This window comes from Pseudomonas sp. GW823-FHT03E05 (assembly GCF_058796855.1).
In genome coordinates this window covers 1,240,757-1,259,616 of record NZ_JBXAJB010000001.1, presented here as the reverse complement: position 1 = coordinate 1,259,616, position 18,860 = coordinate 1,240,757, and the positions used below count along the sequence as shown (strand labels likewise).

Genomic DNA, 18,860 nt, shown 5'->3' with positions numbered 1-18,860 from the left:
TGTTAGGCTAACCCGCCCACCGCGTCGCCGCGGTCTCTACAGCTCTTCGCGGAACCGCACCATGTCCTCCACCGCCCAATTCTGGCGCGACCCGAACCTGCCCTACGTCGAAAGCCGCCGGGCCTGTGACAGCCGCGCCAACTACAAGGCCCACAGCCATCCGACGGTGTCCATCGGTGCCGTGGACCGGGGTGTCAGTGTGTTCAGCGGCGGCGCCCAGGGCCCGACCCGGATCCAGGCTGGCAGCGTGGTATTTGTCCCGGCCGATTGCGCCCATGCCTGCAATCCCCTGCCCGACAGCGCCTGGAGTTACCAGATGCTGCACCTGGACCCGCGCTGGGTGGACGCTGTGCGCGAAGAAGCGCAGCAGCATGGGTCGGCGCTTTCCCAGGTCGTGCTGAGCCACGACAGTGGCCTCTACCAGGCTTTTTGCCGGCTCAACCAGTTGTTGTTTTCCAGCGCCAGCTGGCAGCACAAGGAGGCCGCGCTGATCGAGTTCATCGGTGGCTTGGCCACCCGGGAGCAACCGGTGATTGCCCTGGCGGCCGATCCGGCCCGGGCCAGCGCAGGTGTGCGCCGGGTCGTGGATTTCCTCCAGTGTGATCCGCAGCAGGCCGGGCCTCTGGAGCACTTGGCGGAACTGGCGGGAATCAGCCGCTACCAGTTGATCCGCGCCTTTCGCGCGGCCACCGGGATGACGCCCCATGCCTACCAGTTGAACCAGCGGATCATCCAGGCCCGCGCTTCGCTGCAGGCCGGGGAAGCGTCGGCAGCCCTGGCCCAGCGCCTGGGCTTTGCTGATCAGGCGCATTTTCAGCGAGTGTTCAAGGCTCATGTCGGCGTAACCCCGGGCCTGTACAAGGCCTGAGGCCGCGCAATTTTCTTCAATACCCCGGCTCTCTCGGCGCCGCAGACTTCCAGGCTTTCACGTCACTGGAAGGCTCTACCCATGATTCAACAGTTCCTGCTGGTCGCCGCCGCGCACTTTCTCGCCCTGCTCTCCCCCGGCCCGGATTTCTTCCTGGTAGCACGCATGTCCATGGCCGCGGGGTGGCGATCGGCCACCGGCGCCTGCCTGGGCATCGCCCTGGCCAATGGTGCCTTTATCGTCCTGGCGTTTGCCGGGGTCTCGGTGTTTCGGGCAGGCAGCCCGCTGTTCCTGGCGATCCAGTTGGCCGGGGGCGGCTACCTGCTTTATATGGGCTGGCTGTTTATCCGCCATGCCGGCGCCAGTTCCCTCGCCGCGGTGGACGGCAACGGCGAAGCCCGGCCGCTGGGCCGGGCCACCTGGTGGCGTGGCCTGGGCATGGGCTTTCTCTCCGGCATCCTCAACCCCAAGAACGCCCTGTTCTATGTCAGCCTGGCGTCCCTGGTGGGGGCCCAGACCAGTGCCGGCTGGAAGCTGGTCTATGGCTTGTGGATGTTCAGCGCCGTGCTGTTGTGGGACGTGCTGGTGGCCCTGGCCATTGGCAACCGCCGGGTGCGCGAGCGCTTTGCCCGGGCCCTGCCCTGGCTGGAACGGGGCACCGGGGTGGTGCTGATCCTGCTGGCGCTGCTGGTGATCGGCGCCACTGTGTGGCGTCACTGAATCACGCCCCGGGCAGTGACTTCCAACTGTCATTACAAATAAACAACAAAGCAATAATCTGCCGAAAGCGCCGCTGCCGATATTGTCGCAACGGTGAACGGGCCTGCCGGGCATTGCCCGGTATCTGCCCCGCCGAAACAGTGCAAGGAGGACCTGCCATGCAACAACAGCCACGCCTGGGGTGCGGTGTCGCGATTGTCCGGGACGGCCAGCTGCTGCTGGTCAAGCGCCTGCGCGACCCGGAAGCCGGTTGCTGGGGCCTGCCCGGAGGCAAGGTCGACTGGCTGGAACCGGTGGAACAGGCCATGCGCCGGGAAATCCACGAAGAACTGGGGCTGACCCTGCAAGGCGTGAGCCTGTTGTGCGTGGTCGACCAGATCGACCCGCTGCGCCAGGAGCACTGGGTATCACCGGTGTACCTGGCCTCGGCCCCGGCCATGCCGGCGCGCAATTGCGAGCCGCACAAGCACAGCGATGTGGCCTGGTTCGAGCTCGACCGCCTGCCCCAACCCCTGACCCAGGCCACCCGCAGCGCCGTGCGCGCCCTGGTGCAGATGGCCGCCCTGGAAAGCTGAGCAGCCACGCCCCGGCCCTTCCCGACCTGCGACCGATGGCCGCAGGCATTGGTCTAATTAGCCCGCCGCCGCTTTCGTCTGTTTGTTACCATGCGCGGGTTTTTGCCTGTCTGGCTGTTCAAAGGGCGTTATTTCATGAGTGTTCTGCTGACTCGCCGCACCCTGCTCACCAGCGCCGGAGTGCTCGGCCTGGGCCTGCTCGCCGGTTGCGACAACAGTCCCCGACTGTCCTTCAAATACGGCAAGGACCTGAGCAATCAGATTCTTGGCCGCACCTTCAAACTCACCGATTCCCAGGGCGAAACCAAGTCGCTGTCCAGCTACCGCGGCCTGATGCCGATGATTTTCTTCGGCTTCACCCAGTGCCCGGCCGTGTGCCCCACCACCCTGGCCCGCGCGGCCCAGGCCAAGAAGCTGATGGGCCGTGATGGCGACCGCCTGCAAGTGGTGTTCATCACCCTGGACCCGGAGCGCGACACCCCCGAAGTGCTGGACGCCTACGTCAAGTCCTTCGACCCCAGCTTCGAGGCGCTGTACGGCACCCTGGAGCAGACCGCTGCCACCGCCAAGGAATTCGGCGTGTTCTACGAAAAGATCCCCAGCGGCTCGACCTACACCCTGTCCCACACCGCCACCAGTTTCGTCTTCGACTCCCGGGGCACCTTGCGCCTGGGGCTTTCCCAGTCCCTTACCGCCCAAGAGTGCGCGGAAGACCTGCTCACCGTCATGGAGGTTTGTTAATGCATTCCCTACAGCGCCCATCCCGTCTCAAAGCTGCCCTGCTGCTGGTTTCCCTGCTGGGCCTGGGCGGCACCGCCAGCGCCGCGACCCAAGTGGACAACGCCTGGGTCCGCGCCACCGTAGCCGGCCAGCACGCCAGCGGCGCCTTCATGGACCTCACCGCCAGCAGCGACAGCAAGCTGGTTGAGGTGCAATCGCCAGTGGCCAAGAACGTGCAGATCCACCAGTCGAGCATGCACAACGACGTGATGAGCATGCAGCAAGTGGACGCCGTGGCCCTGCCGGCCGGGCAGAAAGTCAGCCTGGACACCCACGGCTACCACGTGATGCTCATGGAGCTTACCGGCCAGATCAAGGCCGGCGACAAAGTGCCCCTGACCCTGACCGTGGAAAACGCCAAGGGCGAGAAGGAGACCATCAAGGTCGAAGCCCAAGCCCGAGCGCTGAATGCGCCGGACCACAGCATGATGAAGCACTGACAGCACCGTGAAGAAAAACCGGCCCTTGGGCCGGTTTTTTTTCATCCCCAGTCAATCGCCCGCGCCAGCCAAACGGTGAACCCGCAGCAGTCCGGGTCTTCGCTGATGTGCTGCACCACCTCGAAACCATGGGTGTCGAGCAAGGTGCAGTATTCCCCCGGGGAGAGGCTGGCGTGGTACAGGTCTTGGCCCTCGAATTCGCCGATGGCCTCCCCTGCCTCGGGGCCGCTGGTGAACATCAGGGCACAGCCCGGGCCGGCGTGGCGTTCGAAAACGGCGAACATGGCGCGCTGATCGTCCGGGCTCAGGTGGAACAGGCTGTTCCAGGCGAGGATGCCGGCAAAATCCTGGTCCAGGGCGAGGCTGCGCATGTCAGCGTGGATCCATTGCTGCCCGGCAAAGCGCTGGCGGCACTGGTCCAGCAAGGCGGCAGAGCTGTCGACGCCGGTGACTGCACATTGGTGTTCGATCAGGTTGCGCGCAATCGGCTCGCCACCTCCGCAACCCAGGTCCAGCACCTGGCCGCCCTGCCCCATGACCCGGCGAAAGCGCTCCAGCCATGCCTGCTCTCCCTCGAAGGCCTCGGGGTTGGCCCTGCGACGCTGGTCCCAGGCCCGAGCATGACGCTGGTACAGATCGACGATATGACGGGCGGACTCGTGCATCCACAGGTTTCCGTGTGCGTGTGTGGCCGCAAATTACAGCACAACGGCGCTTGGGCCCGGCGTCAAACCGTTCAACTGCGCCCTGCCAGCTCCAGCAACTGCCCGCGCAGCCAGCGGTTGGCCGACTCGTTCTGCACTTGCTTGCTCCAGTACAGGTTGAGGCAGACCTCGGGCAGGGTCAGGGGCATGTCGAGAATCCGGTTGCCCAGCCCGGCGTTGATCAACTGCGCATTGTTGCGGGTCAGGGTCAGCAGGCCATCGCCCTGGGCCACCAGTTGCGCGGCGGTGAGAAAGTGCTGGCAGTGCTGGCGGATGCGCCGTACCACCCCCAGGTGCCCCAGGGCCAGGTCTTCGACGCAGATGCCCCGGCGCCTGGAGGTCACCGCCACATGCTCGGCCGCCAGGTAGCGTTCCACCGTCAGTTCGCCGCTGAAGCCGGGGCCGGCCATCACGCAGAAGGAGTCCTGCAGCAGCAGTTGCTGTTGCAGTTGCGGGTCGGTGAGCCGCGACAGTTCGATGGCCAGGTCAATGCGCCCGGCAATCATCTCCAGCTTCAGGTCGGCCCAGTGCACGCTGGTGCTGCGCACTTCCAGGTGCGGGGCAACACGGTTCAGGTGCGCCAGGATCAAGGGCAGGATCACCGGCTCCAGTTGCTCCGGCATGTTCAGGGTGAAACGCCGGCGGTCCCGCAACGGGTCGAAGGCCTGGGCCGGGTTGAGGCTGCGGCGCAGACCGCTGAGGGCGTCCTGGATCCCCGGGGCCAGTTGCTTGGCCAGCGGCGTAGGGGCCACGCCATAGCCTTCGCGGACGAACAGCGGATCGTCCAGCTGGGCGCGCAGGCGCGCCAGGGCGTGGCTGATGGCCGACTGGCTGAGGTGCAGCACCGAGGCGGCGCGGGTCAGGTTGCGCTCCTGGTACACCACCTCGAAGACCCGGAACAGGTTCAGGTCCAGGCGGCTCAGCCCTGACCATTCATGCGGTGAGTTCATGGTTGTGCCCTCGCAGTCTCGACCCGCAGCAGGCTAGCAGCGGGCCGGCGCCGGCAGAACCATGTAGCGCATTCATGAATCTCGATGAATAACCGTCGGTTCTGTGGTGCCCCGGGCGCTGCCTAAGATGGCCGTGCCGATAACAACAATTCAGGAGGCACCATGGACCTTGCGGCCTATCAGCAGCACCTTCACGCCCTGCAGCAGGCCGCCTGGCCCGAAGGCGCGCCGCGTACCCCGCAGTACCCCCTGGGCCAGCAGCCCCTTACCGAATACCTGCGGGCCTGGGCACAGTCGCAAGCCAGTGCCGTGGCCCTGGACTTCTATGGCTATCAGTTGAGCTTTGCCGAGCTGGACCGGCTGTCCGACCGGTGCGCCGCCTTGCTCGGCGAGCTGGGAATCGGCCCCGGGGACCGGGTGGCGGTGTACCTGCCCAACTGCCCGCAATTGCATATCGGCTTCTGGGGCATTCTCAAGTGCGGCGCCGTGTACGCGCCGGTCAGCCCCCTGGCGCGTACCCTGGAGCTGGAGTATCAGCTCAAGGACAGCGGCGCCCGGGTGATCCTGTGCTTCGACCAACTGCTGGATGTGGTGCAGGCGGTCAGCGACGCCTGCGAGTTGAGCGCGATCCTGGCCACCAGCCTCAGCGAGTTGTGCCCGGCCACCCCGAGCATTCCCCTGCCGGACCTGCTGCGGGCGCCCAAGCGCCTGGCCCCGGGGGTGATCGACTTTTTCCCCGCCCTGGAGGCCTGTCGCGCCGCCACGCCGGCCCACCGTCCTGCCCTGGGCGATATGGCCGCACTGAACTACACCGGTGGCACCACCGGCATGCCCAAGGGCTGCATTCATAGCCACGGCGACATGCTCTACACCTGCGCCAGCTTCGTGCCGGTGGCCTTGGGCCTGAGGCAGGACAGCGTGCTGCTCAATTTCCTTCCCGAGTTCTGGATCGCCGGGGAAAACGCCGGCCTGCTGTTTCCCATCTACGCCGGCTGCCGCCTGGTGCTGCTGGCGCGCTGGGACGCCCTGGGTTTCATGGCGGCGGTGGCGCACTACCGGGTCAGCCATTGCGGGCTGCTGGTGGACAGCGCCGCCGAAGTGCTGGAGCACCCAAGCGTCGCCGACTACGACCTGAGCTCCCTGAAGGCCACCGGCTGCATCTCTTTCGTCAAGAAGCTCACCCCGGACTATCGCCAGCGCTGGCGCGCGCAAACCGGCTGCACCCTGTTCGAGTTCAGCTTCGGCATGACCGAAACCCACACCTGCGACACCTTTACCGCCGGCCTGCAGACCGACGACTTCGACCTCAAAAGCGCGCCAACCTTCGTCGGCCTGCCGGTGCCGGGCACCGAGTTCAAGGTCTGCAACTTCGACAGCGGCGCCCTGCTGCCCCTGGGCTCCGAGGGCGAGTTGTGCGTGCGCAGCCCTTCCCTGCTGCAGGGCTACTGGCAGCGCCCGGAGGCGTCCGCGGCGGCCCTGCGCGACGGCTGGCTGCACACCGGTGACCTGGGGCAGATCACCGGACAAGGGTTTATCCGCTACCTGGGCCGGCGCAAGGAAATGCTCAAGGTCAATGGCATGAGCGTGTTTCCCAGCGAGCTGGAGGCGCTGTTCGGCCAGCACCCGCAGGTGCTGGCCAGCGCAGTGATCGGCCGCGCCGATGAACGTCGGGGCCAGCAGCCGGTGGCCTTCGTTGTGCTCAAGCCCGATGCGCCCCAGGACCCGCATGCCCTGGCAGCCTGGTGCCAGGAGGTGATGGCCGCCTACAAGGTGCCGCAGATCCGCCTGGTGGCCAGCCTGCCCATGACCGCCACCGGCAAGGTCAAGAAGAACGAGCTGGAACAACAGCTCTGAGCCCTTCCTTTTCAGCATTGCGAGAATTGCCATGTTCCAGAGTCTGTTGATCGCCAATCGCGGCGAGATCGCCATCCGTATCGCCCGGGCCTGCGCCGACCTGGGCGTTCGCAGCGTCGCGGTATTTGCCGAGGACGACGCCGCCAGCCTGCACACGCGCAAGGCCGATCTGGCCCTGCCCCTCAAGGGCCGCGGGGTGGCGGCCTACCTCGACCGCCAGCAACTGATCGCCCTGGCCCTGCAACAGGGCTGCCAGGCGATTCACCCGGGCTACGGCTTTCTCGCGGAAAACCCCGACTTTGCCCGGGGCTGCCTGGAAGCCGGGCTGACCCTGATCGGCCCCGGCCCCGAGGTGCTGCAACTGTTTGGCGACAAGGCCGCGGCCCGTGCCCTGGCCGAAGATTGTGGGGTGCCCTTGCTGGAGGGCATCAACCGAGCAGTCAGCCTGGAACAGGCCGCAGCCTTTCTCGAACGCCATGGCGCGGTGATGCTCAAGGCCCTGGCCGGTGGCGGTGGCCGGGGCATGCGCGCGGTCACCGAGGCCGGGCAACTGCAGCAGGCGTTCATCCGTTGCCAGTCCGAAGCCCAGGCGGCCTTCGGCAATGGCGCGCTGTATGTCGAACAACTGCTGCAGCGGGCGCGGCACATCGAGATCCAGGTGCTGGGAGACGGCAGCGGCGCGGTCAGCCACTTGTGGGAGCGCGATTGCAGCCTGCAGCGCCGGCACCAGAAGCTGGTGGAAATCGCCCCCAGCCCGGACCTTGCCCCGCCGTTGCGCCAGCAGTTGATCGACGCCGCCCTGGCCCTGGCCGCGCGAGTGCGTTACCAGGGCATTGGTACCTTCGAATTCCTTCTCGACCAGGAACACCCGGGGCGCTTCTATTTCATGGAGGCCAACCCAAGGATCCAGGTGGAGCACACGGTGACCGAGGCCATCACCGGCGTCGACCTGCTGCACACCCAACTGCGCCTTGGCGCGGGCGCCTCCCTGGCCAGCCTGGGCCTGAGCCGGCCACCAGAGCCCCAAGGCTTTGCCGTGCAGGCGCGGATCAACCTGGAACAGCCCCTGGCCGATGGCGGCATGGGGCCGGTGGCCGGCACCCTCAGTGCCTATGAAGCCCCCAGCGGGCCCGGGCTGCGGGTCGACGGCTACGGCTATGCCGGTTACCCGGTGAACCCCGGCTATGACTCGTTGCTGGCCAAGCTGATCGCCCAGGGTACGGATTTTCCCGCGGCCCTGGGCCGGGCCTATCGTGGGCTTTGCGAGTTTCGCCTGGAGGGCGTGCCGAGCAACCTGGGGCTGTTGTTGAACCTGTTGCGCCAGCCGGCGGTGCTGGACTATCAGGTGGACACCAGGTTCGTCGAAGCCCATTGGGCCCAGTTGCTGCAAGATTGCGCCGGGCAACACCGGCCGATGTTCTTTGCCCGGCAGGCCGCCACTGCGCAGAGCACTCGCAGCGATGTCCAGGCGCCCCCGGGCACGGCGGCGCTGAACGCCCCGAGCACCGGGGTGCTGGTGAGCCTGGAAGTGGCCGTGGGTGAAGAGTTGCGGATTGGCCAGCGGGTTGCGGTGCTGGAAGCGATGAAGATGGAGTTCGAGGTCAAGGCGCAGAGCAGCGGTATCGTCCGGGCCTTGGCCGTCCAGGTTGGCGAGGCACTGGGCGAAGGACAGCCCCTGCTGTTTCTGGAGCCGGCGGAGTTTGCCGACCAGGGCCAGCACAGCGAAGAGCAACTGGACCTGGCACTGATTCGCGCCGACCTGGCCGAAGTCCGCGAACGCCATGCCTTGCTGGAGGATGCCCAGCGTCCGGAGGCGCTGGCCAAGCGTCGCCGCAACGGCCAGCGCACCGCCCGGGAGAACCTCGAGCACCTGCTGGACCCGGGCAGTTTCATGGAGTACGGCGCCATGGCCCTGGCCGCCCGAAGGCGTCGGCGCAGCGTCGAGGAGTTGCAGGCCCTGAGCCCGGCGGATGGGCTGGTGGGAGGCATAGGTACGGTGAATGCCGGGCTGTTCGACGGCCAGGACGCCCGTTGCCTGGCCCTGGCCTACGACTACACGGTGTTCGCCGGCACCCAGGGGGTGATGAACCACAAGAAGACCGACCGCCTGCTGAGCCTGGCCCAGGAATGGCGGCTGCCGGTGGTGCTGTTTGCCGAAGGCGGCGGTGGCCGGCCCGGCGACAGCGACTTTGTCGGGGTCGCCGGCCTGGATTGCCATACCTTCGCCGCCATGGCCCGGCTGTCCGGCTGGGTGCCCACGGTGGGCATCGCCTCGGGGCGCTGCTTTGCCGGCAATGCCGCCCTGCTCGGCTGCTGCAACCTGATCATCGCCACCCGGAACGCCAGCATCGGCATGGCCGGCCCGGCGATGATCGAAGGCGGCGGCCTGGGCAGCTTCACCCCGGAACAGGTGGGCCCGGTGTCGGTACAAGGCCCCAACGGAGTGATCGACGTGCTGGTGGCCGACGAAGCCGAGGCCGTACAGGTGGCCAAGCAGTACCTGAGCTATTTCCAGGGGCCGCTCAAGGACTGGCACTGCGCCGACCAGCGTGAGCTGCGGCATTTGATTCCGGAAAACCGCCTGCGGGTCTACGACATCCGCCGGGTCATCGAGACCCTGGCCGACCGCGACAGCGTGCTGGAGTTGCGCCGGCAATTCGCCCCGGGGCTGATTACCGCGCTGATCCGCGTCGAAGGCCGGGCCTTCGGCCTGCTGGCCAACAACCCGGCGGTGCTGGGCGGCGCCATCGACGCCGCGGCCGGGGACAAGGCCGCACGTTTCATGCGCCTGTGCGAAGCCTTCGGCCTGCCGCTGGTGTCCCTGTGCGACACCCCGGGGTTCATGGTGGGGCCGGAGTCGGAGCAGCAGGCCACGGTGCGCCATGTGTCACGGATGTTTGTCAGTGCCGCCAGCCTCACGGTGCCGTTCTTCACCCTGGTGCTGCGCAAGGGCTATGGCCTGGGCGCGCAGGCCATGGCGGCCGGCAGTTTTCACAGCCCGTTGTTCACCGTCGCCTGGCCCAGCGCCGAGTTCGGCGCCATGGGCCTGGAAGGTGCGGTGCGCCTGGGCTTCTCCAAGGAACTGGCGGCCCAGCCCGACCCGCAGTCGCAACAGGCGCTGTTCGACAAGCTGGTGGCCAAGGCCTACGCCCGGGGCAAGGCGCTGAACATGGCCAGCTACCTGGAGATCGACGCGGTGATCGACCCCCTGGAAAGCCGAGCGTGGCTGCTGCGTGGCCTGCAGGCCGCACCGCGCCCGGTGCCCTGGGCCGAGCGCGCGCAGGGTTTTGTCGATACCTGGTAGCCCTGCCCCTCCATCGTAGGAGCGGGCCGCTGCTCAGGCGTTGGCATCCCAGGCGACAGGGGCTTGTTCGAGGAACTGGCGCAGCTCGGCCAGCAGGGTGCTGCTGGCGTGGCTGCTGGGCCGGCTGGCGACAAACCTCAGGGCCGGCATGATTTCCTGCACGCCGTCGTAGTGCCATTGCCCCGGGGTGCGTTCGGCTTCCTGCAGGGCCCGGGCGAAGATCGCCAGGTCGCGCCGGGGCCGGGCAATGCCGCTGATGCGCTCGACCCAGCTCTCGTAGCGCTGGCGAATCTCCACCCGCCCCTGACGGACCATGGCCAGCACCCCGCAACGGCTGCGGTTGTGCACCGCCACCGGCGACAGGCCGCAATACTCGCCCAAACCGTCCCAGCCCTGCTCGGGCAGGACAAACACCGCCAGATCAATGGCCGGGTACTCCTCGATCACCGTGCCCGGATCGGCCAGCAGCGCCTCGCTGCGTTGCAGCGCGAGCATGGCCGGAGCGTACAGGGGCGCATAGCGCCGGGTGTTGTCGAGTACATCGGCCATCTGCGGCAGCAGCGCGGCGAAGCGTGTCAGCAATTGCCGGTCGTTGCTGGCCTGTGGGTCGACGCGCACCCGGGCCGCCAGGGCATGCAGGGCAAAGGCGCAGTGCAGGGCCTGGGCCGAAGTGCCCCGGGAGAAATCACCGAGGCGGGCAATGTCGATCAGCAACTGGCGGTGCCCCAGGGCATGCTCCGGCGTCAGGAAGGCATACACCGAGGCCAGCCCGTCGAGGTCGAAATGATCGCTGGTGATCACCTGCGCCCGGTCCACCGTCAACCCCTGCTGGAGAAAGCCCAGGGCACTGGTGGTGGAGAGATTGGCCTTGTGCTCGACAGGCGTCTTGTTCGCCGGCCAATGGGACAGGGTCAGCAGGGTCGCCGGGGTATCGATGGAATCCAGGGAAATGTTCTCGCGGTGTGTGCTCTGGCCCAGGGGCAGGAAGCCATAGCGGCTTTGCCGGCCCAGGCGCAGGGCTGGCAAATCCAGCTCCAGGGGCGGGGCCGGCGTTGCCACCGGCCATGGGGGCGCCGCCGGCGCAGGCGCGGTTGCACGGCTCAATTCGCCCTGCCCGCCCAGGCGATAGCCGAGCTGGCAGATATTCTCCCGGCGCAGGTCCCAGGGGTTGCCGTTGCGCACCGCGCAGCCGGGCCCGCCGACAACGCTGAGCAAGTCAGTGAAGCGGTTGTCGGCAATGCCGATCACCCTTCCTCCCAACTGCCTGAGCTGCAGGTGGTGCAAGTGCGGGGCCAGCCCCGGATCGAGGATCAAGGCCGGTTGCGGCGCATCAGTGGCAAGGCTGTTCATCGTGGTTTCCTTACAGGTCAATGACGCCAGGCGCACGCCCGACAGGGTTCAGGCTTGGGCCAGGTGCGGTGAACCGTTGCGCCGTACCTGGCGCACCGAGACAAACAGCAGCGCCGACAGCCCGGCGTACAGGCCGAACAGCCAGGCCGCAGCCTGGGCCGCGCCAGCAGTCCCGCCCGTGGAGGTCAGGCCTGCCAGGTTGACGATCATTCCCGCCAGCGCCGCCCCCAGGGCAGTGGCCACCAGTTGCACCGTGGTAATCGAGGCGCCGGCCAGTTCCTTCTGATCCTGCGGGGCCTGTTCCAGAACCCGGGACAGCAGGTGCGGCCAGGCCAGGCCGATACCGACGCCCACCAGCAGCATGGCCAGGCACACCGCCCCCAGGCTCAGGGCCGGGGTGGCGGTGGCAGGCATGAACAGGCAGGCCAGGAGCAGCCCGGCCACCACCAGGAACGGTCCGATGGCAATCGCCCGGGCCGCGCCCCGCGGGCCAAGGCCTGAGCTGAAGATCGCCCCCAGGGTCCAGCCGGCGGCCATCAGTGCGGCGATATAACCTGCCAGCAACGGCGTCTGCTGATGCAGCACCTGCAGAAACAACGGTACGAAGACCTCGCTGGTCATGCCCACCACCAGCAGGGCCATGGAAATGTACAGCGCCAGCAAGGCACTCCCGGCCTTCAGGCTATTGCGCGGCAACAAGCGCGCGCCGTCGCGGTTCTCCAGAGCGAATACCGGCACCAGCAGAACCAGCCCGGCTCCCAGCCCCAGGGCGTTGTACAGCGGCGATGGGGTGATGCTGCCGATGGAAATGGCCAGTACCACGGCGGTCAGCAACAGCAGTTGCAGGGCGGGAATCGGGCTACGGGGCGCGCTTTCCCGACTCTTGCCCGGCAACAGTGCAACGGCCAGCAGCATGAACAGCAAGGTGCAGGGCAGCAGCACCCAGAACGCCGCGCGCCAGGCCCCATGTTCGGCGAAAATTCCGCCGACCGCCGGGCCGATCAGGGTCGCTGCGCCCCACATGGCGGAAATCAACGCCATCGCCCGGGGCCACAGCGGCTCGTCGAACACCAGGCGGATCATGGCGTAGGGCAACGCGAACAGCAGGCCGCCCCCCAGCCCCTGGACGCTGCGCCCGAGGATCAGCCCGCCCATGTCCGCCGCCAGGGCGCACAGGCTGCAACCGAGCATGAACACCAGGCCCGCCAGGCCGTACGCGGCTTTGGGCCCCAGGAGCGCCAGGGCCCGGGTGGAGAGCACCGAGCCGATGATCGAGGCCACCACGAACAAGGTGGTGTTCCAGGCGTAGTAGTCCAGGCCGCCAATGTCCTTGACCACCGAGGGCAACAGGGTGGTTACCAGGTAGACGTTGATTGCATGCAGGGCCACGCCACCAGCCAGGGCCGCAGAACGCAGCCCGTTCTTGCCCAGTAACAGTGCCGACCATCCGCTTGTCGATGCCATGCCGTTCTCCATGTGTGTTGTTCGCTGTTGGGCGAATGTAATACACAAGCAAACACTTTGATAATTGTTTTTTCCAGCCGTTCCGGCAATTCCCCCCAGCAGCAGGCAATGGATCGACAAGCTGCGAGCCCCTGCGCCCGAGCCTGTTATGCTTGCGTGGTTGCCGGCGTCATGGACGCTCCTGATACCCCACCTGTGCATTGGTTAATGGCCCAGATGTCTTCGATTTCCCCCTCCACCGATAAGAAAAGCCCCGGGGCTACCGCCGAGCGGATCCTGTTTCTGCTGAAAACCCGCGGCCCGTTGAAAACCGCCGACCTGGCGCCGCTGCTCAAGGTGTCCCAGGAAGCCGCGCGCCAGCAATTGCAGAAGCTGGTGGACAGCGAACTGATCGTCGGCCAACTGATGCCGGCCCAGGGCGCCGGGCGGCCCTCACAGAAATGGGTGCTCACCGAGCTGGCCCAGGCGCGCTTTCCCGACACCCACGCCAACCTGACCCTGCAGTTGATCGATTCGATCCGCGCGGTGTATGGCACCGACGGCGTGGAGCGCATCGTCAGCGATATGGAGCGGGCCAACAGCGCCGAGTACCTCAGCGTCTGCGCGCCGTTGCCGACCCTGGAGCAGCGGGTCCGGGCCCTGGCGCAGATCCGTGAAGTGGCCGGCTACATGGCCAGTGTCGAAGCCGACGGCGATGCCTGGCTGCTGATCGAGAGCCATTGCCCGATCTGCGTCGCGGCCCAGCAGTGCCAGGGCTTCTGCCGTTCCGAGTTGCAAGTGTTCCAGGCCGCCATCGGCGAGTTGGGCCAGGTACAGCGCGTGGAACACCTGATTACCGGCGATCGACGCTGCGTCTATCGCATCCGTGCCACCCCAGTGAGTTGATGCCCGTGCCCCTGCCAGTCCTGTCCCGCCTGCTCAAACAGGGCGCGCTGATCCTCGGCGTCGCCACCCTGACCCTGCTGGCCTGGCGGGCTTACGACAGCGAGCGCGGCCCGGCGCTGCAGCCCTGGCACCTGAAGGTGCCCCATGAACTGAGCGTGGAGCAGTTGGACCACGCCGACTGGGGCGTCTGGCTGCAGGCCGAGGACCGGGTATTCACCGAGGTCCGGCAGCAGGTCAGCGAGCGCCTGGACCCCGGGCAGGTACCGCGCTTCAACCGCTACCGCCAGGACAGCCGGGCCTACCCGCCACGCTTTGCCACGAACTGGAACCGTTCCTACCTGTTGCGCCCGGCGGGTACGCCCCGGGGCGTGGTGGTGCTGCTGCACGGCCTGACCGATTCGCCCTACAGCCTGCGGCATGTCGCCCAGCGCTACGTCGAGCACGGTTACCTGGCCATCGGCTTGCGCCTGCCCGGCCATGGCACGGTGCCGGCGGGGCTGACCGATGCCCAGTGGCAGGACTGGCTGGCCGCCACCCGCCTGGCCCTGCGTACCGCCCGGGCCGAAGTGCCGGCGCCGGCTCCGCTGCACCTGGTGGGCTACTCCAACGGCGCCGCACTGGCGGTCAAGTACACCCTGGATGCCTTGAGCGACCCGCAGTTGCCCCAGGCCCAGCGCCTGGTACTGATTTCCCCGATGATCGGCGTCGCCTCGTCCGCCCGTTTTGCCGGGCTGGCCGCCTTGCCTGCGGTGTTCCCGGCCTTCAGCAAGGCGGCGTGGCTCAACCTGCGGCCCGAATACAACCCGTTCAAGTACAACTCGTTTCCAGCCAATGCCGCACGCCAGTCCTGGCTGCTGACCGACACCCTGCAAAAGCAGCTGCTGGCTCTGGTGGGCGATCCACGGCTGGCCCGGTTGCCACCTATCCTCAGCTTCCAGTCGTTGACCGACGCCACCGTCAGCACCCCGGCCCTGGTCAGTGGGCTGTACCGGCAACTGCCGGCCAACGGCAGTGAACTGGTGATCTTCGACCTCAACCGCGAGCGTGATTTCGAAGGGCTGCTGGACCCGGCCAGCGTCACCTCCCTGGCCAGCCTGCTACCGCCCGCGCCACGCAACTACACCACCCGCATCCTCAGCAACGAAGGCACGGGCAGCGCGGCACTGGAAGAAGTGAGCACCCCCGCCCTGAGCCCGGACAGCAGCCGGCGGCCCCTTGGCCTGGCCTACCCGCCGGGGGTGTTTTCCCTGTCCCATGTGGCATTGCCCTTCCCCGTCGATGACGGCCTGTACGGCACCCAGCCCAGCCCCGATGAGGATTTTGGCGTGCACCTGGGCACCATTGCCGCCCGTGGCGAACGGGGTGTGCTGGTGGTGCCCATGGATGAGCTGATGCGCCTGAGCGCGAACCCGTTCTACCCCTACCTGATCCAGCGCATCGAGGCGCAGATAGATAAAGCAACAGTTCATTGATTGATCCCGTGAATGCCCGAGTGGTAGTTTCGCCGCCCCCTACCCTCCTTGATTTCCGAGGGGGCGCAACTGCCGCCATGGCAGGGAAAGACCATGATCTCCATGCTTCAATCTCCGGCCCTGCGCCTGCCAACGCCCAAGCACCGCACCCTGAAAGCCGCCGCTGTGGCCCTGCTGATGCTGGGTGCGGCCGCCAGTGCCCAGGCCGACCAGCAACAGGACTTCTGGTACGTACAGACCAGCGTGTACACCAACCACTGGAGCAACGACCCCGACCACAACAACCACCAGGACCTGATCGGCCTGGAGCGCAACTACGCCGACGGTGAACTGTGGGGCGTGAGCACCTTTCGCAACTCCTTCTCCCAGCGTTCCTACTACGCCTACGTCGGCAAGGCCTGGGAAAATGCCGACTGGCCGGTTTACGCCAAGCTCAGTGGCGGCCTGATCCAGGGCTACAAGGGCGACTACAAGGACAAGATCCCGCTGAACCACTTTGGCGTGGCGCCAGTGCTGATCCCGGCCATCGGCACCCATTACGGCCCGGTGGGCGCAGAGCTGGTGGTGCTGGGGGCCGCGGCGGTGATGGTCAACGTCGGCTACCGCCTCTGAGCACCCGGCCCTCGCACAATCGTACAAGACGCCTCTGCACTCCCCTTCCTAGACTCCCCGCTGAATGACCACCGCGCCGCGGTGGCCCGGCGTTGCCATCGTTGCCAGTCCCGGCACACTTGGAAAGGGATCTTCCAATGCACGGTTTTCAACCCTGGAACCCGCAGTTCTATATCAACCCGCTGTACCTGCCGGCTTCCGGCGATGCCCCGCACCAAGTGTTCAACCCGGACACCCGCGAGCCCATCGGGCTCAACCCCAGCTGTACCAAGGACGATGTGCACACCGCGGTGGCGGCGGCCAACGTTGCCCACACCCTGTGGCGCCTGCTGGATACGGATCAGCGTCAGGCGCTGTTGCTGCAACTGGCGGACAGCATGGCCGCCGACAGTGAACTGAACCGGCAGATCATCCGGCAGATGACTCGGGAACTGGCGCTTTGCGTGGCCGAAGCCCGGGCCGAGCTGGATCACTGCGCAGCCGTGTTCCGCTATTACGGGGCACTGGCCGACAGCGATGTCCCGGCCCCGAGCCCGAGCGGTGCAGCGCAGTGCCGGCTACGGTACGAGCCCTATGGCGTCAGCGTGCATATCCTGCCGTTCGCCCTGGGCATTGCCCTGCTGGGGCGCACGTTGGCCGCGGCCCTGGCGGCCGGTAACAGTTGCCTGGTCAAGCCGGCGCAGAACGCCAGCCTGTCCACCCTGGCCTTCATGCAGCACTTCGCTGGCCTGCCGGCGGGGCTGGTCTCGTGCATTCCCGGGGACGCCGCCACCGGGCAATGGCTGCTGCAGTCCAGCGGCACCCATGCCGTAGCCTTCACCGGCAGTGTCGGCGCTGCCAGCGCGGTGGCGGTGACCTGCGCCGAACTGCTCAAGCCCTGTGCGATCGAGAGCACCGGCCGCGGCGCGATGATCGTTGCCCAGGACGCCGACGTCGCACTCGCCGCCGCCTACGGAGCTCGCGCCGCCTTCAGCCGCGGTGGCCAGAGTTGCCTGTCGATCCAGCATTTTTTCGTCGAGGCGCAGGTTCATGACCAGTTCGTCCGGCACTTCATCGAGCACACCCACAACCCGGGCCACGACTCCAGCAGCGCTGTGCGGCCGCTGATCAGCCAGGCCGCACGGCACAAAGTCCGGCGGCTGGTGCGTGACGCCCTGGCCAAGGGCGCCGCACTGCTGGCCGGAGAACAGGCACTCGAAAACCCGCTGCCCGGCAGCCTGCAACCACCGGTGATCCTCACCGAGATCGACGACGACATGGTCATCACCCAGGAAGAGTGCCTGGGCCCGGTGGCGGTCATCCGACGGGTGAGTGACCTTGGCGCAGCCGCGCAACTGGCCAACGATTGCCCGGCAAGCTTTGAGGTGACCCTGTTCAGTAAAGATCCGGCGCACGCGGTGCAGCTGGCCCAACGCTTACTGAGCGCCCGGGTGCGGATCAACCCGCCGCCCGTGCCGAACCACCCCGACAGCGAGCACCACTGGACCCTGTCGCAATTGGCCGGCGACCTGTCTCCCAGGGCCCTGGATGCTTTTCGGCGGCCCAAGCGCCTATTGCTCGGTGCTGCAGCGGCCCCGGCCACGCAGCAGGCGCCGGTGCAAGCCTTTGCCGCAGGGCTGCCCGAGTGATGAGCCAGAGGTTGGAAGAGCACGCGGCGACGGTGCTCCTAGGCTTATTGTTGGTCTTCGCAGCCCAGGCCCTCGCGCTGGCTTTTTTCATCCGCCAGGCTCTTGCCGGTGCGGGCCATCACCCGCCGCTGCAAGGCTCGCAGCTCGGCGCCATCAAGGCGCTTGCAGCTGTTGATTTCCCAGGTATCGCCCGTGTTCAGGCTGACCGAGAACAGGCCCCAGTACTCGGTGGCCCCGGCCTTGGGATCGTTGTAGCCGAGGCTGAAGTCGTAGTACCCGGGATGGGGCGGCTTGCCGTTTTCGTCCTGCAGGTCGCCGTCGATGAACACCCCGGGGCGCTGCAACTGATAGTCCTGGTGCTTGAGGGCCACCCGCAGGACCTGCTCCGCCTGTTCGCGGGTCAGGCCGCTGTCCTTGATCCGCGCCGGCTGCAGGCTATCGGTGGCGCAGGCCACCAGTGTGGTGCAGGCCAGGGACAGGCCAAGCACCCAGGAAGGACTCTTGAGTTTCAGCACGCCATGCGCCCTCTGACCGCGATGATGATGTCCGCCAGGTAGCGGGCGAAGCCATCCCGGCCGCCGGTCTTGGCGTTGCCGGTGTTGTAGCCGCTGCGTACCAGCGCCTGGGCGAATGCCATGGGGTCACGCTGGCCACGTACTGCCGTGCCAAAGCTCGAAGCAAAGGACTGTGCGGACTTCTGGAAGGAGTCGAACTTGGCCACCTTGATGCTGGCGTTGCCCAGGGGCGCCTCGGCGCCGATCTGCAGGGGGGCCGGTGCGTGCATGGAAAAGTAGTTGTTCAGTTCCCGGGCAATGCGCCCGGTGCCGTACTGGCTTTCCTGGGCGGCCAGGCCCAGCAGGTTTTCCACCGGCAGGTCCAGCTGGTCGGCAATCGGCTGGCACACCGCCTTGTACTTGCTGACAAAGGTCACGGCACTGATGTTGTTGCAGAGTCTGGCGCTCACGTTTGTTCCCTCGGTTGACCGGTCAATTCCATTTACTGCGGTTTTCGCCGCGTGATTATAAAGCAACCCGGGGCCCACGCTGTCGAGTGCGTCACAGCCTCAAGGCAGACGCGTGACCGGCTACCGCGAGAACCTCCGGGCATCACGGGAATTCACCATAAATTTGACGATTTTTTCTTGTTTGCCGCTCTACATTGCGCGCAGTTTTCATTTGCAAATGATTCCTATTGTTCGAGCTGCCCGACGGCTCGATTCTTCCGGCTTGATGCATCCAAAAACCACCGCAGGAG

Annotated in this window: 17 protein-coding genes; 11 read left to right on the top strand and 6 right to left on the bottom strand. The window is 66.7% G+C overall.

Annotated features, from left to right (window positions below):
- The first annotated feature begins 61 nt into the window (after positions 1-61).
- The 5 genes from AC1RCO_RS05635 to AC1RCO_RS05615 all read left to right on the top strand — a co-directional run bounded on the left by AC1RCO_RS05635 (position 62) and on the right by AC1RCO_RS05615 (position 3,383).
- The gene (locus tag AC1RCO_RS05635; RefSeq protein WP_346624277.1) at positions 62-868 is read left to right on the top strand and encodes an AraC family transcriptional regulator; all 807 of its coding nucleotides are present in this window, start codon (positions 62-64) and stop codon (positions 866-868) included.
- An 84-nt stretch (positions 869-952) separates the two neighbouring features.
- Positions 953-1,588, top strand: coding sequence for a LysE family translocator (locus AC1RCO_RS05630; protein ID WP_492617606.1), 636 nt, complete (start codon positions 953-955; stop codon positions 1,586-1,588).
- Positions 1,589-1,746: 158 nt separating this feature from the next.
- The gene (locus AC1RCO_RS05625; RefSeq protein ID WP_015635620.1) at positions 1,747-2,163 is read left to right on the top strand and encodes an NUDIX hydrolase; all 417 of its coding nucleotides are present in this window, start codon (positions 1,747-1,749) and stop codon (positions 2,161-2,163) included.
- A gap of 135 nt (positions 2,164-2,298) precedes the next feature.
- A complete protein-coding gene (locus AC1RCO_RS05620) occupies positions 2,299-2,904 on the top strand; it encodes an SCO family protein (RefSeq protein ID WP_011061312.1) in 606 nt (201 codons plus the stop codon).
- On the top strand, positions 2,904-3,383 hold the full coding sequence (locus AC1RCO_RS05615) for a copper chaperone PCu(A)C (protein WP_011061313.1): 480 nt from the start codon (positions 2,904-2,906) through the stop codon (positions 3,381-3,383). Before AC1RCO_RS05620 ends, AC1RCO_RS05615 begins: the two co-directional genes overlap by 1 nt.
- Before the next feature lie 41 nt (positions 3,384-3,424).
- Here the strand turns inward: AC1RCO_RS05615 and AC1RCO_RS05610 are convergent, their stop codons facing one another.
- Together AC1RCO_RS05610 and AC1RCO_RS05605 are read right to left on the bottom strand one after the other, a co-directional pair.
- On the bottom strand, positions 3,425-4,048 hold the full coding sequence (locus tag AC1RCO_RS05610; protein ID WP_492617482.1) for a class I SAM-dependent methyltransferase: 624 nt from the start codon (positions 4,046-4,048) through the stop codon (positions 3,425-3,427).
- Positions 4,049-4,119: 71 nt separating this feature from the next.
- Positions 4,120-5,037, bottom strand: coding sequence for a LysR family transcriptional regulator (locus tag AC1RCO_RS05605; protein ID WP_011061315.1), 918 nt, complete (start codon positions 5,035-5,037; stop codon positions 4,120-4,122).
- Positions 5,038-5,199: 162 nt separating this feature from the next.
- Here AC1RCO_RS05605 and AC1RCO_RS05600 point away from each other — a divergent pair, with 162 nt between their 5' ends.
- Both AC1RCO_RS05600 and AC1RCO_RS05595 read left to right on the top strand, forming a co-directional pair.
- Positions 5,200-6,891, top strand: a complete 1,692-nt coding sequence (locus AC1RCO_RS05600) for an AMP-binding protein (RefSeq protein WP_492617481.1) — start codon at positions 5,200-5,202, stop codon at positions 6,889-6,891.
- A 31-nt stretch (positions 6,892-6,922) separates the two neighbouring features.
- Positions 6,923-10,195, top strand: a complete 3,273-nt coding sequence (locus tag AC1RCO_RS05595) for an acetyl-CoA carboxylase family protein (RefSeq protein WP_492617480.1) — start codon at positions 6,923-6,925, stop codon at positions 10,193-10,195.
- 33 nt (positions 10,196-10,228) lie between these two features.
- On the opposite strand, the gene AC1RCO_RS05590 is transcribed toward AC1RCO_RS05595, so the two are convergent.
- Both AC1RCO_RS05590 and AC1RCO_RS05585 read right to left on the bottom strand, forming a co-directional pair.
- Complete coding sequence (locus AC1RCO_RS05590) at positions 10,229-11,545, bottom strand: DUF6687 family protein (RefSeq protein ID WP_492617479.1); 1,317 nt, start codon at positions 11,543-11,545, stop codon at positions 10,229-10,231.
- A 48-nt stretch (positions 11,546-11,593) separates the two neighbouring features.
- Positions 11,594-13,009, bottom strand: a complete 1,416-nt coding sequence (locus tag AC1RCO_RS05585; RefSeq protein ID WP_011061319.1) for an MFS transporter — start codon at positions 13,007-13,009, stop codon at positions 11,594-11,596.
- Positions 13,010-13,117: 108 nt separating this feature from the next.
- Between AC1RCO_RS05585 and AC1RCO_RS05580 the strand changes: the two genes are divergently transcribed.
- The 4 genes from AC1RCO_RS05580 (at position 13,118) to AC1RCO_RS05565 (ending at position 17,606) form a co-directional block, all read left to right on the top strand.
- Positions 13,118-13,894 carry a helix-turn-helix transcriptional regulator gene (locus AC1RCO_RS05580; RefSeq protein ID WP_492617478.1) on the top strand — a complete coding sequence of 259 codons (777 nt, stop codon included), beginning with the start codon at positions 13,118-13,120 and terminating at the stop codon, positions 13,892-13,894.
- Positions 13,894-15,366: an alpha/beta hydrolase gene (locus AC1RCO_RS05575; protein WP_370059146.1), complete on the top strand. Its 1,473-nt coding sequence runs from the start codon at positions 13,894-13,896 to the stop codon at positions 15,364-15,366. Before AC1RCO_RS05580 ends, AC1RCO_RS05575 begins: the two co-directional genes overlap by 1 nt.
- A 177-nt stretch (positions 15,367-15,543) precedes the next feature.
- Positions 15,544-15,978 (top strand): hypothetical protein, encoded by a 435-nt coding sequence (locus tag AC1RCO_RS05570; RefSeq protein ID WP_041752756.1) that lies wholly within the window; start codon positions 15,544-15,546, stop codon positions 15,976-15,978.
- 137 nt (positions 15,979-16,115) lie between these two features.
- Complete coding sequence (locus tag AC1RCO_RS05565; RefSeq protein WP_368994945.1) at positions 16,116-17,606, top strand: aldehyde dehydrogenase family protein; 1,491 nt, start codon at positions 16,116-16,118, stop codon at positions 17,604-17,606.
- A gap of 44 nt (positions 17,607-17,650) precedes the next feature.
- Here the strand turns inward: AC1RCO_RS05565 and AC1RCO_RS05560 are convergent, their stop codons facing one another.
- Positions 17,651-18,121: a hypothetical protein gene (locus AC1RCO_RS05560; RefSeq protein WP_011061324.1), complete on the bottom strand. Its 471-nt coding sequence runs from the start codon at positions 18,119-18,121 to the stop codon at positions 17,651-17,653.
- Positions 18,115-18,570: a glucosaminidase domain-containing protein gene (locus tag AC1RCO_RS05555; protein ID WP_015635634.1), complete on the bottom strand. Its 456-nt coding sequence runs from the start codon at positions 18,568-18,570 to the stop codon at positions 18,115-18,117. Before AC1RCO_RS05555 ends, AC1RCO_RS05560 begins: the two co-directional genes overlap by 7 nt.
- Positions 18,571-18,860: the final 290 nt, after the last annotated feature.

What these genes read in the sequence shown, in the direction of transcription:
- AC1RCO_RS05585 (WP_011061319.1), bottom strand. Translation starts at nt 13,009, where the DNA reads ATGGCATCGACAAGCGGATGGTCGGCACTGTTACTGGGCAAGAACGGG.
- AC1RCO_RS05625 (WP_015635620.1), top strand. Translation starts at nt 1,747, where the DNA reads ATGCAACAACAGCCACGCCTGGGGTGCGGTGTCGCGATTGTCCGGGAC.
- AC1RCO_RS05610 (WP_492617482.1), bottom strand. Translation starts at nt 4,048, where the DNA reads ATGCACGAGTCCGCCCGTCATATCGTCGATCTGTACCAGCGTCATGCT.
- AC1RCO_RS05635 (WP_346624277.1), top strand. Translation starts at nt 62, where the DNA reads ATGTCCTCCACCGCCCAATTCTGGCGCGACCCGAACCTGCCCTACGTC.
- AC1RCO_RS05570 (WP_041752756.1), top strand. Translation starts at nt 15,544, where the DNA reads ATGCTGGGTGCGGCCGCCAGTGCCCAGGCCGACCAGCAACAGGACTTC.
- AC1RCO_RS05600 (WP_492617481.1), top strand. Translation starts at nt 5,200, where the DNA reads ATGGACCTTGCGGCCTATCAGCAGCACCTTCACGCCCTGCAGCAGGCC.
- AC1RCO_RS05620 (WP_011061312.1), top strand. Translation starts at nt 2,299, where the DNA reads ATGAGTGTTCTGCTGACTCGCCGCACCCTGCTCACCAGCGCCGGAGTG.
- AC1RCO_RS05615 (WP_011061313.1), top strand. Translation starts at nt 2,904, where the DNA reads ATGCATTCCCTACAGCGCCCATCCCGTCTCAAAGCTGCCCTGCTGCTG.
- AC1RCO_RS05595 (WP_492617480.1), top strand. Translation starts at nt 6,923, where the DNA reads ATGTTCCAGAGTCTGTTGATCGCCAATCGCGGCGAGATCGCCATCCGT.
- AC1RCO_RS05590 (WP_492617479.1), bottom strand. Translation starts at nt 11,545, where the DNA reads ATGAACAGCCTTGCCACTGATGCGCCGCAACCGGCCTTGATCCTCGAT.
- AC1RCO_RS05565 (WP_368994945.1), top strand. Translation starts at nt 16,116, where the DNA reads ATGCACGGTTTTCAACCCTGGAACCCGCAGTTCTATATCAACCCGCTG.
- AC1RCO_RS05605 (WP_011061315.1), bottom strand. Translation starts at nt 5,037, where the DNA reads ATGAACTCACCGCATGAATGGTCAGGGCTGAGCCGCCTGGACCTGAAC.
- AC1RCO_RS05580 (WP_492617478.1), top strand. Translation starts at nt 13,118, where the DNA reads ATGGATCGACAAGCTGCGAGCCCCTGCGCCCGAGCCTGTTATGCTTGC.
- AC1RCO_RS05575 (WP_370059146.1), top strand. Translation starts at nt 13,894, where the DNA reads ATGCCCGTGCCCCTGCCAGTCCTGTCCCGCCTGCTCAAACAGGGCGCG.